Origin of the sequence: Paraburkholderia sp. A3BS-1L (genome assembly GCF_051125215.1) — a bacterium.
In the GTDB taxonomy this organism is placed as follows: Bacteria; Pseudomonadota; Gammaproteobacteria; order Burkholderiales; family Burkholderiaceae; genus Paraburkholderia.
Map to the genome: position 1 here is coordinate 1,892,186 of NZ_CP120443.1, position 14,719 is coordinate 1,906,904.

The 14,719-nt window shown below is 61.6% G+C and carries 15 protein-coding genes; 12 read left to right on the plus strand and 3 right to left on the minus strand.

All coding sequences use genetic code 11. The features are described from left to right. Window positions 1-65: 65 nt before the first annotated feature. Window positions 66-1,010: a metallophosphoesterase family protein gene (locus P5W99_RS23630; protein ID WP_421027027.1), complete on the minus strand. Its 945-nt coding sequence runs from the start codon at window positions 1,008-1,010 to the stop codon at window positions 66-68. Window positions 1,011-1,322: 312 nt separating this feature from the next. Here P5W99_RS23630 and P5W99_RS23635 point away from each other — a divergent pair, with 312 nt between their 5' ends. The 11 genes from P5W99_RS23635 to P5W99_RS23685 all read left to right on the plus strand — a co-directional run bounded on the left by P5W99_RS23635 (window position 1,323) and on the right by P5W99_RS23685 (window position 11,111). Further along, entirely contained in the window at window positions 1,323-1,649 is a 327-nt protein-coding gene (locus P5W99_RS23635) for a hypothetical protein (protein ID WP_434663256.1), read from the plus strand. An 8-nt stretch (window positions 1,650-1,657) separates the two neighbouring features. After that, window positions 1,658-2,413, plus strand: coding sequence for a hypothetical protein (locus P5W99_RS23640; RefSeq protein ID WP_434663259.1), 756 nt, complete (start codon window positions 1,658-1,660; stop codon window positions 2,411-2,413). Window positions 2,414-2,513: 100 nt separating this feature from the next. Further along, window positions 2,514-3,236, plus strand: a complete 723-nt coding sequence (locus P5W99_RS23645) for an RNA polymerase sigma factor (protein ID WP_421025805.1) — start codon at window positions 2,514-2,516, stop codon at window positions 3,234-3,236. Continuing rightward, the gene (locus tag P5W99_RS23650; protein ID WP_434663262.1) at window positions 3,226-4,119 is read left to right on the plus strand and encodes an anti-sigma factor family protein; all 894 of its coding nucleotides are present in this window, start codon (window positions 3,226-3,228) and stop codon (window positions 4,117-4,119) included. Before P5W99_RS23645 ends, P5W99_RS23650 begins: the two co-directional genes overlap by 11 nt. Window positions 4,120-4,267: 148 nt before the next feature. After that, a complete protein-coding gene (gene sapR, locus P5W99_RS23655) occupies window positions 4,268-5,149 on the plus strand; it encodes a sap1 transcriptional regulator SapR (protein WP_421025807.1) in 882 nt (293 codons plus the stop codon). Between the two features lie 5 nt (window positions 5,150-5,154). Continuing rightward, complete coding sequence (gene ddpX / locus P5W99_RS23660; RefSeq protein ID WP_421025808.1) at window positions 5,155-5,721, plus strand: D-alanyl-D-alanine dipeptidase; 567 nt, start codon at window positions 5,155-5,157, stop codon at window positions 5,719-5,721. Window positions 5,722-5,789: 68 nt separating this feature from the next. Next, window positions 5,790-7,397, plus strand: coding sequence for an ABC transporter substrate-binding protein (locus tag P5W99_RS23665; RefSeq protein WP_434663265.1), 1,608 nt, complete (start codon window positions 5,790-5,792; stop codon window positions 7,395-7,397). 11 nt (window positions 7,398-7,408) lie between these two features. After that, a complete protein-coding gene (locus P5W99_RS23670) occupies window positions 7,409-8,479 on the plus strand; it encodes an ABC transporter permease (protein WP_421025810.1) in 1,071 nt (356 codons plus the stop codon). A 58-nt stretch (window positions 8,480-8,537) separates the two neighbouring features. Next, entirely contained in the window at window positions 8,538-9,452 is a 915-nt protein-coding gene (gene nikC / locus P5W99_RS23675; RefSeq protein ID WP_434663268.1) for a nickel transporter permease, read from the plus strand. Next, a complete protein-coding gene (locus P5W99_RS23680) occupies window positions 9,442-10,347 on the plus strand; it encodes an ABC transporter ATP-binding protein (protein WP_421025812.1) in 906 nt (301 codons plus the stop codon). Before nikC ends, P5W99_RS23680 begins: the two co-directional genes overlap by 11 nt. Next, window positions 10,344-11,111 carry an ABC transporter ATP-binding protein gene (locus P5W99_RS23685; protein ID WP_421025813.1) on the plus strand — a complete coding sequence of 256 codons (768 nt, stop codon included), beginning with the start codon at window positions 10,344-10,346 and terminating at the stop codon, window positions 11,109-11,111. The genes P5W99_RS23680 and P5W99_RS23685 overlap by 4 nt, the downstream gene beginning before the upstream one ends. A 46-nt stretch (window positions 11,112-11,157) precedes the next feature. Here the strand turns inward: P5W99_RS23685 and P5W99_RS23690 are convergent, their stop codons facing one another. Continuing rightward, on the minus strand, window positions 11,158-12,615 hold the full coding sequence (locus tag P5W99_RS23690; protein WP_434663272.1) for an NCS1 family nucleobase:cation symporter-1: 1,458 nt from the start codon (window positions 12,613-12,615) through the stop codon (window positions 11,158-11,160). 514 nt (window positions 12,616-13,129) lie between these two features. Here P5W99_RS23690 and P5W99_RS23695 point away from each other — a divergent pair. Further along, entirely contained in the window at window positions 13,130-13,651 is a 522-nt protein-coding gene (locus P5W99_RS23695; RefSeq protein WP_421073331.1) for a DUF2127 domain-containing protein, read from the plus strand. A gap of 45 nt (window positions 13,652-13,696) precedes the next feature. On the opposite strand, the gene P5W99_RS23700 is transcribed toward P5W99_RS23695, so the two are convergent. Further along, entirely contained in the window at window positions 13,697-14,596 is a 900-nt protein-coding gene (locus P5W99_RS23700; RefSeq protein ID WP_421025816.1) for a LysR family transcriptional regulator, read from the minus strand. Window positions 14,597-14,719 lie beyond the last annotated feature (123 nt).

Sequence of the window (14,719 nt, forward strand, 5' to 3'; positions counted from 1 at the left end):
GCGGGTACGGCGAAAGAAAGCGGATAGCATGGCTTCGATCCTTGTTCAATGAATGAATAGCGTCGTCAAGCGAGGGTTTTGTCGGAGAGCGACGCGGCGAGCGGGTGGCGCGAGACGCTGATGCTGGTTACGCCAAGCATCTTTCGGAGCTGATCGCCTGGCACGGTAAGCGGCCCGGGTCCGGGACCATTGCCGGCCGTCGGCTGCGGATAGGCGGTCGAGCGCGCGGTATGAAAGGTGATATTGCCTTCCACCTTCGAAACGATCTGATGGATATGGCCGTTGATCACGGTGACCGAGCCGAATCGCTTCAAATACTCCATCGCCTGGCCCGCATCGCCGGTGCCCCAGCCCCAGGGTTCGTAGATCGTCCACATCGGCATATGCACGAACACCACGATCGGCGTGCTGGACGTGCGGCCCTTCAAATCGTTTTCCAGCCAGGCAAGCTGGTCCTCGCCCAGGCTTCCCAGCCCGTTTGGCTTGAAATGCATCACATTGACGAGCCCGACAAAATGCACGCCGTGGCTGTCGAAGCTGTAATAGCCCCGGTTGTCTGACGCCTGTCCGAAGCGCTTGAAGTATTCGCCTTGCGGTCCGTCTGTCACATCGTGCTCTCCCGGCACTGTGTGCAGCTCCGTGACGTTCAGCCCGGAGAGCAACTGGGACGCGAGATCGAACTCAGCCGGCTTGGAAAGATGGGTGATATCGCCCGTGTGAATCGCCAGGGCAGGCTTGACCGGCATGGCGTTGACGAAATCAATCGTCTGTTTGAGCGTGCCCGCGACATCGGGATTGGCTTCCTTGTTGAAGCCAATGTGCGAGTCGCTGATCTGCAGGAACAGCGGCATGCCGGAAGCCGCCGACTTGTCCTCGGCGCTGGCCGCGAGGGCTAGATGCACGGGCGTGAGGACGCCTCCGGCCAGCACAAACACGGTGCCCGCGCCACCGAAGGCGAGACATTTCAAGGCATTGCGGCGCGACGGTTGGGAAGGAAGATCTGACGACATGATGTCCTCTCGACTGGGTTCAGGAAGCCGCCCGCCGGTTCGATCCGGAGCGCCTCCAGGGCGGGGTTCAAGTGCAATACCGCCCATGCGGCCGCTTTATTCCCGCTTTATTCCCGATTTATTTCTGCTTTGTTCCTGCTTTGTTCCTGCTTTGTTCCCCAACCTGGATACGTCACCTCATTGTCCGCGGCAACGCGCACGGACGCAGGCCCGATGCATCTGCCTGCCCTCACGTCTCGCTCGTCGAATCCGGGAATAACCGGCACGGGTTCGCGGTATTGCAGTCGTGGCACACGAAATGAGGGAAACGAAATGGACATCATCGACAGGGCTCGCGCATCGGGATTGACCGTGATCCTCGACGGCAGGATTGGCCGCGAGGAATACCAGAGCGTATGCGGTTCGATATCGGCATTACAGCGCTTCGCCGAATCGCTGCGGCAATGCGCTGTGCACGAGCCGGACGGCGCCGCGCAACGGTCGACCGCGGCTGGCGCGTCTGGCCACAAATCTGGCCACGAATCTGGCCGTGGATCTCGCCTGTTAGTCCGGCGCATCGACAAACCTGCGGGAATAGTGGGCGCCATGGCGACGCCCGCTCCAAGGGTGTCGCGCATCGCTTGTCGGAGGCGCAAGTGAGCGTCAGGGTGCAATCCGTTCTGCGCTGGCTTCAACTGGGATCGGGCCTCGTGATGCTGACTTATCTCCTTCTGCACCTGGTCAATCACGCGCTCGGGATCTGGTCGCTCGACCTGGCCGGGCGCGGTCTCGTCCTCGCGCTGCGGCTCTGGCGCAGCGTACCTGGAACGATCGCGCTCTACGGTGCAGCAACCCTGCATTTCGCGCTGGCGTTGCACACGCTATACGGGCGGCGCCAATGGGCGCTGCCGCCTGCGCAATGGATCCGACTCTGGGCAGGGCTCAGCCTGCCGCTCCTGCTTATCCGCCATGCCGTGACGACCCGGCTTGCGTCTTCGCTCTATGGCTTCGAGCCTGACTACGAGCGCGTCATTGTCGTGCTGCTTACGAGCGGCACGCAGGGCCTGCAACTGGCGCTGCTGGCGCCCGGCTGGATCCACGGATGTCTTGGGCTGTGGTTCCGGTTGCGCCACTTTCCGTGGGCGCGTCGCCTGCAGCCGGCGCTGCTGGCGCTCGTTGTGCTGTTGCCGCTGCTGTCCGCAGCGGGCTTTATCCGGATGATGCGAGAAGTCGTTGGGCAGCGTCGCATGCTTGCGCCTGTCGACGCTACGCTCGCGATCCATCAGGCAGCCCTCAATGCCACGCGTCACAATCTCGTCGCTCTGTATCTGGCATTGATTGCCAGCGCGTTGATCCTGGGCCAGTTGCGCAATGCCTTCGAACGTCGAAGGCTGCGAAAACATCCGGTGAGCACCCGCGCCTGAGCTAGCTGTTTTGTTAGTTGTTTTAATGATCAAGCGAAAACTCAAGAACCCGCCAGGCGCTTTGACTGCCATACGGCAGAAGCCGGCGTGGAGGAACAGTGTGGATGAGACCAATAGAGACGCCGCTGGCGCGCCGCGCGACGACGCCGCCCGCAGCCGCCGTTTCCAGCAGATGGCGTTGCCGCATCTCGACGCCGCGTACAACCTTGCGCGCTGGCTGAGCGGCAATCCCAGCGACGCCGACGACATCGTGCAGGAAGCGTTCATGCGTGCCTTCCGCTTCTTCGATACGTTTCGTGGCGACACCGCGCGCCCCTGGCTGCTGGCGATCGTGCGGCGGACCTGGTATACGGAGTGGCGGCGGCGCAAGTCGTCATACGAGGTGGCCGAGCTTGACGACAACCTCGACGACGCCACGATCGACGGCTGGAGCGCCGCATGCGCCGATCCGCAAACGCTCCTCATCCGCGACGAGGACACACGTCTCGTGCATGCGGCGCTGGAGCAGTTGCCGGTCGAGTTTCGCGAGGTGCTGATACTGCGCGAACTGGAGGAGCTGAGCTATCGCGAGATCGCGGAGCTTGCCGACCTGCCCGTGGGCACCGTGATGTCGCGCCTGGCGCGCGGGCGCCGCAAGCTGGCTACGCTGCTGGGCGCATTGCAGGCGCGTGGCGTGAAGCCGCCGTCTCGCAGCGAAGCCGCTAACGACCGGCGAAGCCGTGCATCGGGCGATGCGCGCGACCTGCCAGGCGCGTTACGCGGCGGCGTGGCCCCACGCAACAATCGAGGCGGAATCGGAAAGGAGATGCCAGATGGACTGTAAAGATGCAAGGCCGCTCCTGGACGCGAGCGTCGACCGGGAGTTGTCCCCACCCGATGAACATCGTCTGCAGCAGCACGTCGAGGGCTGCGACGCATGCCGTCGCGAATGCGAGGCGGTGCGCGCGATCAACCGCGCGATGCGCCGCGCCGAGTATTACCGTGCGCCCGAAGGGTTGCGCGCGCAGATAGCCGCCTCGTTACCGGCCGCCCCGCTGCCGGTCGATGTGGATGAAACGCGTGACAGGGAGGCCGCCACGCGTAAACAGAAACGCTTTGCGTGGCTCGACGGCTGGCGGATTCCGCACGCTGGCGGCTTCGGAACAGCCGCCGGCAGCGCTGCCTCCGCCAAAGGCGTGAGCGCCGGCTGGCTCGCGGGGCTCGCGGGGCTGGCGATCGCGCTGTGCGTGGTGGCGGCAAGCGTGGTCCTGACGCTGCCCCGTCCGGTCGGCAACAGCCCGTTCGTCGACGAACTCGTGTCGAGCCATGTCCGGGCCCAGCTTTCGGGACGCGACATCGACGTCATTTCGTCCGATCAGCATACGGTGAAGCCGTGGTTCAACGGCCGGATCGACTATGCGCCTCCGGTCGAGGACCTGACTGCGAGCGGCTTCCCGCTGGTGGGAGGCCGGCTCGACTACCTCGGACATCGGCGGGTGGCGGTCCTGACTTACCACTACCGCAAGCATGTGATCGACGTGTATGTGTTCCCGGACTCCGGCCAGGCTATTGCGGGTCCGGCCGAAGCGATTGACCGCGAGGGCTACGCGCTGGCGCGCTGGCACGATGACGGGATGACCTGGTGGGCGATCACGGACGCTGCTCCTGAAGCGCTGAGCGCGTTCGAAGCGGCGTTGAGGGCTAGACTAACGAGCCCCAACGAATAGCACGCAGTGAATGCGCCCCCTTCTGGCTATTGGCATTCGCGATCCGATAAAGAAATTAAGTTAGCACACGCTTTATTGTCCTTGTCATATACATATCAGTACGCCGAGCAATGACAGATAACTAACGAAAAACCGGAAACGCGACTCGATGTCCACCGCCTTCGCTCATACAGTCGAAGCGAGTTTTGCGACGCTCACGCCCACGGCCAAGCGCATTGCCAGTTATATGCTGGCGAATCTGGAGCGCCTCGGCCTGGAGACGGCGGATCAGATCGCGCAACAGACGGGCACGAGCGGCATTTCAGTCGGGCGCTTTCTGCGCAGCGTCGGCTATCGCAATCTCGACGACCTGAAGCGCGAATTGCGCGGCGCACAAACCCGGCCATGGTGCATCACGGATCGCCTGGACGCCTGGCGCAGCGAGCGCTTCGACGGCTACGCGAACGGCGTGGAAAGCTCGAATGACACGGCGCTCGCACACTCGCTCGATCTCGAGGTCGATGCAATCCGCTACGTGTACCAGCTTGCGCTAGGCGACACCTTCGCCCGCGTCGCGCAGCGCATTGCCGCTGCGGATGCCGTCTTTATTCTCGGCATTCAATCGACGCGCGGCATTTCGAATGCGTTCCACAGTTACCTCGAATATTTGCGGCCACGTGTGTTCTTTTCCGATGGCATGTCGGGCTCGTATGTGGAGTCGCTGAACTCGGAGTTCGCGTCGCCGTATCTGATCGTCACCGACACGCGTGCCTATTCGCGCATCGCGCGCCGCTATTGCGAGGCGGCGGCACGGCGCGAATTGCCATTCGCGCTCGTCACCGATCTCTATTGCCCGTGGGCGCGCGACTTCGCCTGCGATCTGCTGCAGGTGAAAACCGATGTGGGTCAGTTCTGGGACTCGCTTGCGCCGCTCACTTGCCTGTTCAACCTGCTGATTACGTCGATTGTCGAGCGGCTCGGCTCCACTATCGACAAACGTATCGCGCGCAACCGCGAGTTGCAGCGCGAACTCGATCAATTCGATCTCTGACGATCATGACCGATACACCTCACCTCATTCACATCACACCGGAAACGCACGGGGTCGAACTCGACCTCGTGTATGCGACCGATCGCAATTTCACCGGCAAGGTGATCTACAAGGAAGCGCACGCCCTGCTGCTCGCGCCCGCTGAAGCCCGATTGCGCAAAGCCGTCGAACTTGCTGAAAGCGTCGGCATGAAGCTGCGCATTTTCGATGCGTACCGTCCGCCGCAAGCACAAAAAGTACTGTGGGATTTTCTGCCCGATCCCACGTATGTCGCAGAACTTGGCCGCGGCTCGAACCATAGCCGGGGTACGGCGCTCGATCTCACCTTGATCGACAGCAACGGTGAAGCGCTCGACATGGGCACGGGATTCGATGCCATGATCAAGGCGTCCGAGCACTTCCATCACGGCTTGCCTCAGCATGTGCAGCGCAATCGCCTGCTGCTGCTTGGCATCATGCATGCGGCAGGATTCACGCATATTCCAGGCGAATGGTGGCATTACGAAATTCCGGGTTCGCGCTCGCTGCCCGTTATTGACAATAGCGAAAGCGGCCCCCTGAAATTGATGTAATCGCGTTCTGGTTCTTTGCTGTCCGTCTGCGGGTTTCTCACCGCTTTTTCTCTCGATACGGAGCGAGTATGAATCTGGTTTTGCGCAATGCGCTGGCGGCAGTCGCGGTGGTGTCCGCACTGACGCTTACGATGACGACAACAAGTACTGCATTTGCGGCGACGCCCAAAGACATGCTGGTGATCGCCACCACGCTCGACGAATTCTCGACGCTCGATCCGGGCGAAGTCTATGAGCTCGTGCCGGAGGAATATGTCGCGAATACCTATGACCGACTGGTGCGCGTCGATCTGAAAGACCCGGCGAAATTCAATGGTGATGTTGCGCAATCGTGGACGGTCAGCCCCGATGGACTCACGTTCACGTTCAAGATTCGCCCGGGTCTCAAGTTTCACTCCGGCAATCCGCTAACAGCCGATGATGTCGCGTGGTCGATCCAGCGCTGCGTACTGCTCGATAAAGGTGCCGCGGCGGTATTGCAAGGCATTGGCCTGACCAAGGCCAACGCGCTGCAAAACGTCAAGAAGATCGACGACTCAACCGTCAGCATTACGACCGACCAGAAATACGCGCCCACGTTCGTGCTGAATGTGCTGGGTGCGTGGCCCGCGTCGGTGGTCGACAAGCAGCTCCTGATGTCGCATCAGAAAGGCAACGATTTCGGCAACGAATGGCTGCGCACGAGCGAAGCGGGCTCCGGCGCGTACAAGCTCGTCAAATGGACCGCGAACGACAGCCTCATCCTGCAGAAATACGACGGCTACCGGCTGCCGCTCGCGATGAAACGCATCGTGATGCGCCATGTGCCGGAGGCCGCGAGCCAGCGCCTGCTGCTCGAAAACGGCGACGCCGATGTCGCGCGCAATCTGAGCCCCGACGATCTCGCCGCATTGACCAAGGCCAACAAGGTGCAGGTGATGTCGGTGCCGCAAGCGACCTTGCTCTACCTCGGCCTGAACGTGAAGAACCCGAATCTCGCGAAGCCGGAAGTGCAGGAAGCCATGAAATGGCTGATCGACTATGACGGCATTCAGAAAAACGTGACGAAGAGCACGTTCAAGATTCATCAAACGTTCCTGCCCGAAGGTTTCCTCGGGGCGTTGAATACCAATCCGTATCACCGGGACGTTGCCAGGGCCAAGGCGCTGCTCGCCAAAGCGGGCTTGCCCAATGGCTTCAACGTGACGATGGATGTGCGCAGCGCTTACCCGTACAACGAAATTGCGCAAGCCATACAAGCGAATCTCGCGCAAGGCGGCATCAAGGTCGAGATCATTCCGGGCGACAACAAGCAGACGCTCGCGAAGTATCGTGCGCGTCAGCACGATATCTATATCGGCGAATGGTCGGCGGATTACATCGACCCGCACAGCAATGCGCAGGGCTACGCATGGAATCCGGACAACTCCGACAAGTCTGCGTACAAGATGCTCGCATGGCGTAATTCGTGGGACATTCCGGATCTGACGAAACAGACCAATGCAGCGCTGGCCGAATCGTCGACGACCAGGCGCGCGCAACTCTATCAGACGATGCAAAAGGAAATGCTCGCCAGGTCGCCGTTCGTCATCATGTTCCAGCAGGTGTCGCAAGTGGCGATGCGTCCGGGCGTATCGGGCCTCGAAGTCGGTCCGATCAACGATCTCGTGTCGTATCTGCATGTGAAGAAGCAGTAAGCGCGCGAGACATGTCAACGACGACCACTCCTATTGACCAGATACGCGCTGCGTCCGCACGCAGCGCGACCGTGCGCTGGACGTTGCGCGTGCTGCGCTGGGCGCTCACGCTCGCCATCACGTTCACGGGCTTGCTGGCCGTGACCTTCGTGATCGGCCGCAAGGTGCCGATCGATCCCGTGCTCGCCATACTCGGCGACCGCGCGTCGGCGAGCGCTTATGCGGCCGCGCGCATTCAGATTGGACTCGACAAGCCCCTTGCCGAGCAGTTTTTCATCTACGTGCGCGCGGTGCTGCACGGCGATCTGGGCGTATCGCTGCTGACGGCCAATCCCGTGCTCGACGACATCAAGCGCGTCTTCCCGGCCACGTTGGAGCTCGCGACACTGTCGACGATCATCGGCGTATTGGCCGGCGTGCCGCTCGGCGTGATTGCTGCGACACGGCACAACCGCTGGATCGATCACGTCGCGCGTTTCATCGGCCTGATCGGCAGCTCGGTGCCCGTGTTCTGGCTCGGCCTGATGGGGCTGCTGTTGTTCTATGCGAAGCTGCATTGGGTGTCGGGGCCCGGAAGAATCGACCCCGTGTTCGATGGCATGGTCGATACGCACACGGGCAGCCTGTTGATCGATTCGCTGATCGCGGGGGAATGGGAGGTGTTTTTTAATGCACTGTCGCATATCGCATTGCCCGCTGCGATATTGGGCTACTACTCGGTCGCTTATCTGAGCCGGATGACGCGCTCGTTCATGCTCGACCAGTTGAACCAGGAGTACATCACGACGGCACGCGCAAAAGGCTTGCCCGAGCGGCGAGTCGTATGGGTGCACGCCTTCGGCAATATCGCGGTGCCGCTGCTGACGGTGATCGCACTGTCGTATAGCTTTTTGCTCGAAGGCTCGGTGCTCACCGAAATCGTATTCGCGTGGCCGGGCATCGGTTCGTATCTGACTGGCGCGCTGCTCAACGCCGATATGAATGCCGTGCTCGGCAGCACGCTCGTGATCGGCATGACCTTCATTGCGTTGAACCTGCTGACGGATGCGCTCTATCGCGTGTTCGATCCGCGCGCCCGCTGATGCAACGGAGATTTGCAACGTGCGTCCACCTGTTGAAACGTCAACGCAGGACTTGCCGATGAACATGCCTCGCCCAACGTGGAGAGCCTGGCTGCTGACCGATACGCCCGCTTCGCGCAGGCAGGCGGCGCTCGGCCTTGCGTATCGGCGCTGGCGGCGTTTCTCGGGTAATCCGCTATCGGTGTTCGGTCTGTCGATCCTCGTGCTGCTCGTGATCGTCGCCGTCATCGGTCCCTGGATCGCGCCGCATGATCCGCTTCGGCAGGTGTTGTCCGACCGTCTGCTGCCGCCCGGCTCGGCCTCTCATTGGCTGGGCACCGATCAGCTCGGACGCGATATTCTTTCGCGCATCATTTACGGCTCGCACCTGACGCTGTCGATTGCGATCCTCGTTGTCGTGGTCGTCGTGCCGATCGGCTTGCTGATCGGTACGACGGCGGGCTTCTTCGGAGGCTGGGTCGACATCGCGCTGATGCGCGTGACGGATATCGCGCTGGCGTTCCCGAAGATCGTGCTCGCACTCGCATTCGCCGCGGCATTGGGGCCGGGCGTGTTCAACGCAGTGATCGCCATTTCGATTACCGCGTGGCCCGCGTATGCGCGGCTTGCACGCGCCGAAACGTTGAGGCTCGTGCAAGCCGATTTCATCCACGTCGCGCGGCTGCAAGGCGCCTCGAACCTGCGCATTCTGCTGCGCTATATCGTGCCGCTGTGTTCGTCGTCGGTGATCGTCCGCGCGACGCTGGATATGGCGGGCATCATTCTGACCGTCGCGGGCCTGGGTTTTCTGGGGCTCGGCGCACAACCGCCCAGTCCGGAATGGGGCTTCATGGTCGCGTCGGGCCGCAACGTGCTGCTCGACGCGTGGTGGGTGGCAACGCTACCGGGCTTCGCGATTCTGCTCGTGAGCCTCGCATTCAATCTGCTCGGCGACGGCTTGCGCGACGTGTTCGACCCCCGCCATGGAGACTGACGTGGTGACTGATGTGAGCACGAACGAAACGCGCTCGCCGCTCTGTGAAATCGACGATCTGCGCATCGCATTTCGCACGCACGACGGCGCGCTGAATGAGGCCGTGCGCGGTCTCTCGCTGACGCTGGATAAAGGCGAGCGGCTTGGCATCGTCGGTGAATCGGGTTCGGGCAAGTCGCTGACGGGCCGTGCGCTGCTCGGACTTCTGCCGCCTGCCGCGCATTGCACCGCGACAACCTTGCGCTTCGACGGAAACGATTTACTGACTATGCGCGCGGCCAGGCGCCGCCGTCTATGCGGTCAGCAGATGGGCATGATCCTGCAGGATCCGAAATACTCGCTGAACCCGGTGATGACTGTTGCGCAGCAAATGCGCGAGGCGTTCGCCCTGCATGATCCGAAGCTCGACCGGCGTGCGATGCGTGAGAAGATCATCGCGGCCCTCGAAGCGGTGCATATTCGCAACCCCGCGCGCGTCGCGGATTCGTATCCGCATGAGCTTTCCGGCGGGATGGGACAGCGCGTGATGATCGCGATGATGGTGTCGACGGGACCCCGCCTGCTGATCGCCGACGAGCCGACCAGTGCGCTCGACGTGCTCGTATCGATGCAAGTGCTCGCCATACTCGACGAGATGATCGCCAAACACGATACGGGGCTCATTTTTATCAGCCATGACCTGCCGCTCGTGATGTCGTTCTGCGATCGTGTGGTGGTGATGTATGCGGGGCGGGTGGTCGAAACCTGCGCGGCGCGCGATCTCGTGCATGCGCAACATCCTTATACGCGCGGGTTGCTTGCCGCGAATCCTCCGCTTGCCAACCCGCCTGCCGAATTGCCCGTGCTGTCGCGCGATCCTGCATGGCTCAACGACACGCAAGGAGCGTCCGCATGATCGACGTCGATGCGTTGACCGTGCGCTTCAAGACGGCCGCGGGCGCGGTCGATGCCGTGCGCAATGCGAGCTTCCATGTGGCGCAAGGCGAAGTGTTCGGGCTCGTCGGCGAGTCGGGTTCCGGCAAGTCGACCATTCTTCGTGCGCTGAGTGGATTGACGCCTGGCACGCAAGGAACGGTGCGCATTGCGCAGCAAGGCGGGCTCGCGCAAAAGCGCGCTGTGCAAATGGTGTTTCAGGACCCATATGGCTCGCTGCATCCACGCTTCACTGTCGATCAGACATTGCGCGAACCGTTGCGTATCACCGGCATCGGCCAGCATGAAGAACGCATCGTCAATGCGCTGCGTGAAGTCGGGCTCAATGCGTCGTTTCGATTTCGCTATCCGCATCAGCTCTCGGGTGGGCAGCGGCAACGCGTGGCGATTGCGCGCGCGCTGATCGTCGAGCCGCGTGTGTTGCTGCTCGACGAGCCTACATCGGCGCTCGATGTCTCCGTGCAGGCTGAGATATTGAACCTGCTCAAGCGCCTGCATCGCGAGCGTAATCTGACGATGATTCTTGTCACCCACAATCTCGCCGTCGTGAGCTTTCTGTGCTCGCGTGTTGCGATCATGCGCAATGGCGAGATCGTCGAAGAACTCGATGTGGAGAAAATCAGAGCGCAACAGGTCGATAACGAGTATTCACGCAGCCTGTTGCTCGCGACGACCGGCTATCAGCGCAAGGCCGTCGCGGCGTTGGGTATCGACACGGCGCTTTAAAAGCGCGCGAGGTCGGCTATATGTTTGCCAGAACCCAACAAAGCCCTCAGGTGCGAGTCGCCGTGGCCACGTTACGTGGCCGCAGCGTCATCATGATCATGTACAGGCCGCCGCCGATCAATACGCCGAAGAACCAGCCATAGATATTCCACCAGGCCGGCAGCAGGTTGGTGAAGTTGGGCAGGAAAGTCGAAAACACGCTGCCGACCACCGCGGCGGCGACCGCATTGACGTTCCAGCCTCCTTCGTAGCGGTACTCGCCGTATTCCTGGTAGAGTGCCGCAACGTTGATGTTGCCCTTGGCCAACAGATAGTAGTCCCCGAGGATTATCCCGAGTAGCGGGCCCATCGTGGCGCCGACCGCATTCACGAAGTGCGCGGCGCCGCCTTCCCACGGCGCAAACGGGTAAAGCACCAGCGCGATCGCCGCCGCGATGTAGCCGCCCAACTTGAAGCTGATGCGCTTGGGGAACACGTTGGAGATGTCAAATGACGCCGAGACGAAATTGGCAACCACATTGATGCCGAGCGTGGCGACTGCGAAGGTCAGCGCCGCGATGAGCGCCAACACCCAGCTCTCGAACTTCGCGGAGATCTGTTCGGGGTGCAGCAGCGCTTCGCCATACACCTTGAAGGCGGCGATGGTGGTGATGCCGGCGACCAGCGAGAACGCGATCAGGTTGACCGGCAGGCCCCACAGATTGCCTTTCTTCACTGCACTGCGGTTCTTCGCGTAGCGCGAGAAGTCGCAGAAGTTCAGGTACAGCGCTGCGAAGTAGGTGATCCAGGTCGCACCCACGGCCATAAGCGCCCAGAACGAACCGGGCTCGCCGCTAATGCCCGCGTCCCGGGTCTTCTCGAGCAGCACATTCATCGGAATGCCGTGGCTGAACGAAAAGCCGCCGGCCTTGATGCACAAGCCGACCGCCAGGATCAGCATCGCGACCCACACCGCCGGACCGGCCCAGTCCTGGAATCCGCGCACTGTCTCCATGCCTTTCTGGATGATGAGCAGCTGCAAGGCCCAGATGATCACGTAGCAGATCACCTCCAATCCTGAATGCCCGAGGAAGTGCGTGCCCTTGTGGAACTGCATCAGACTATCGCTTCGGATCAGCAGTGCGACTATCGCGCCCGAAGCCGCCGCGGTCTGCGCGCCGTACCAGAAACAGGCCACCACGGCGCGCACGAGAGCTGCCAGATTGGCGCCCCATACGCCGAAGGAGGCGCGCGCCAGCACCGGGTAAGGCACGCCGGTCTTTTCGCCAGCGAAACCAATCAGGTTCATCAGCGCGAAAATCACCAGCGAGCTGAGCCCGATGGCCAGCACGAAGTTGATAAAGCTGCCGCACAGCAGGAACAGGCTGGCAGCGAGGTAGTAGCCCCAGAGGCTGTGCACGTCCGAGGTCCAGACGTTGAAGATGCTGAAGGCACCCCAGTTGCGCTCCCTGGCGGGCGCCAGATCTTCGTTGTAGAGGCCGGGGGAAGGGTTACGGATGTCCATCTGTCGTCTCCTCTGGGTTCGTGGAACTCAGGCAATACCGCCGGGCTTTGTGCAATTGCCCTTAGCTGGCTGAACCGCTTCCATCGGCTGGCCGAAGACCGCGAGCGATCGCCCGCAACCATGGTCTGCCTGCACTTCGCCATAGTCTCCTGGCTAATGCTTGTCCATTTTGCGGCCTTTAACAAGCGTGCCTTTGGCTTTCCCCTGCACGTCTATAGCTTATCGATGTTTCCAATGTAATTTCTCACATTTTGCCTAATATTCAAGCGTGCGTGAGGCACCCCGGCCCGCGCACAACCTCCAAGCCCGCGCTCCCGTGCGGGCGTTTTTTCATCTGCGGAACCGCGGTTCTCGGGCCCAGCGGCGGTTTTTTTCGGCTCGGGATCCTTGGTCATAATGGTCAGTCGAATGCATAGCTCCGACGAGGTGCGGCAAGGCCGAAAAACCAGCGAGCAGCGGCTGCGTGAGCCGGTTCTGGCCGGCGTGGGCAATGGGCCATATTGGAGAAACTCCCGTGATCGGCTTGAAGCGATTTCTCGACGAAAACAAGCTTCACCTGATATTCGAAGTGAGCCTGTGGTTCAAGGCCGTATTTGCACTTTCAGAAATGGTTGCCGGTATCGCCACGTACTTCGTGACCCAGCGGCTCTTTCTGACGCTCGTGGTCTGGGTTACCCGGGATGAGTTTGCCGAAGACCCTCACGATCTCGTAGCCAACTTTCTTCTCCATTCGGTACAGCATCTTTCCGTCGGCACCCAGAAGTTCGCAGCCCTCTATCTGCTCGCCCACGGCGTGACCAAGCTCTGGCTGATTATTGGCCTGCTGCGCAAGCGCCTCTGGTATTACCCCGTATCAATGGCCGTTTTTGGCTTGTTCATCATCTACCAGCTCTACCGGTTTTCGTTCACGCATTCGATCTGGCTGCTGCTCATTACGGCATTGGACGTCCTCGTTCTCGCTCTCACGTGGCACGAGTACCGGCATCTTCGAAACGCCGGCTTTCATCCAGCCGTCAATCCGCCTTCGGCGGACTGACCGCCAACCACTCATATGTTGGGTCACTGCGCGTGCGCGGCGCCTTCACGCGCGCTCGCTTGCACCGTCACTTCCCCAGATCACATTCAGCGCCTCCAATGTCGCCTGGATCGCCGGGTCGCCGCTGCGGCCTTCGGCGTAGACGAATGACACTTGCGTCGTCGCCCGATGGTCGCCAAAGAACACCGCCTCCCCCGCATCGCGCGCTTCGAGCGCCAGGGCCTCGCGCATCAAGCCGACGCCCACGCCTGCCGCAACGAGCACACGCATCAGTTGCTCATGATCGGCCTCGACCGTTTCGACCGGTTTGATGGCAGCACGCTGCAGAATCTCGTTCAGGACTTCCTGATGGCCGCTGCGCGGCGCCATGCGGATCCATGGCTTGTCCGCGAGCCGCTCCAGCGCGCAATCCTCGAAGCGTTCCCACGAAGCCGGCACGACGAGACGAAACGTCATCTCATCGAGCACCTTCATGCGCGTCCCTTCGGGCCGCGCTTTGCACACGAGCAGTGCCGCGTCGATTTCCGCGCTGCGCAGCGCGTCGACGAGCCAGCTCGTGCGGCCAACCTGCAGGTCGATCTTCAGGCCCGGATGCCGCGCGACCATTTCCGCGAGCAAGGGACCCACGCGCAGCACGGCGGGGTCGAGCATCACGAAGCCGACGCGCAGGCGCCCTTCAATCTGGGCACGAAAGCCGCGCGCCGCGTGAACGAACTCGCCGAACGCCTCGATCGCCTGTTGTGCTTTGCCGAGCAGCGCCTCGCCGCTTTGCGTGAGCGTCACCGACGAGGTTGTGCGCGAGAGCAGCCGCACCTCGAGTTCCTCTTCGAGGCTTCTCAATTGCCCACTGACGGCCGGTTGGGTCACGTGCAGCGCTTCGGCGGCTTTGGTCACGCTGCCAAAGCGGGCGACTGTCACAAAAGTGCGAAGTTGTCGAATGTCCATGGGTTTGCGTTCGCTGTGTCCTTCAGAAGGCGCGCTTATGAGCTTTATCGAGGAAAGTGATTTCCCCGCTTCAGACGCCGCAATTATTCTGGGCTTCACGGGACGCACCGGGCAATCCGGACG

Bases quoted from the DNA above. Each gene is read 5' to 3' on its own strand.
- P5W99_RS23630 (WP_421027027.1), bottom strand. From the start codon at position 1,010: ATGTCGTCAGATCTTCCTTCCCAACCGTCGCGCCGCAATGCCTTGAAA.
- P5W99_RS23635 (WP_434663256.1), top strand. From the start codon at position 1,323: ATGGACATCATCGACAGGGCTCGCGCATCGGGATTGACCGTGATCCTC.
- P5W99_RS23650 (WP_434663262.1), top strand. From the start codon at position 3,226: ATGGACTGTAAAGATGCAAGGCCGCTCCTGGACGCGAGCGTCGACCGG.
- sapR (WP_421025807.1), top strand. From the start codon at position 4,268: ATGTCCACCGCCTTCGCTCATACAGTCGAAGCGAGTTTTGCGACGCTC.
- ddpX (WP_421025808.1), top strand. From the start codon at position 5,155: ATGACCGATACACCTCACCTCATTCACATCACACCGGAAACGCACGGG.
- P5W99_RS23665 (WP_434663265.1), top strand. From the start codon at position 5,790: ATGAATCTGGTTTTGCGCAATGCGCTGGCGGCAGTCGCGGTGGTGTCC.
- P5W99_RS23670 (WP_421025810.1), top strand. From the start codon at position 7,409: ATGTCAACGACGACCACTCCTATTGACCAGATACGCGCTGCGTCCGCA.
- nikC (WP_434663268.1), top strand. From the start codon at position 8,538: ATGAACATGCCTCGCCCAACGTGGAGAGCCTGGCTGCTGACCGATACG.
- P5W99_RS23680 (WP_421025812.1), top strand. From the start codon at position 9,442: ATGGAGACTGACGTGGTGACTGATGTGAGCACGAACGAAACGCGCTCG.
- P5W99_RS23685 (WP_421025813.1), top strand. From the start codon at position 10,344: ATGATCGACGTCGATGCGTTGACCGTGCGCTTCAAGACGGCCGCGGGC.
- P5W99_RS23690 (WP_434663272.1), bottom strand. From the start codon at position 12,615: ATGGACATCCGTAACCCTTCCCCCGGCCTCTACAACGAAGATCTGGCG.
- P5W99_RS23700 (WP_421025816.1), bottom strand. From the start codon at position 14,596: ATGGACATTCGACAACTTCGCACTTTTGTGACAGTCGCCCGCTTTGGC.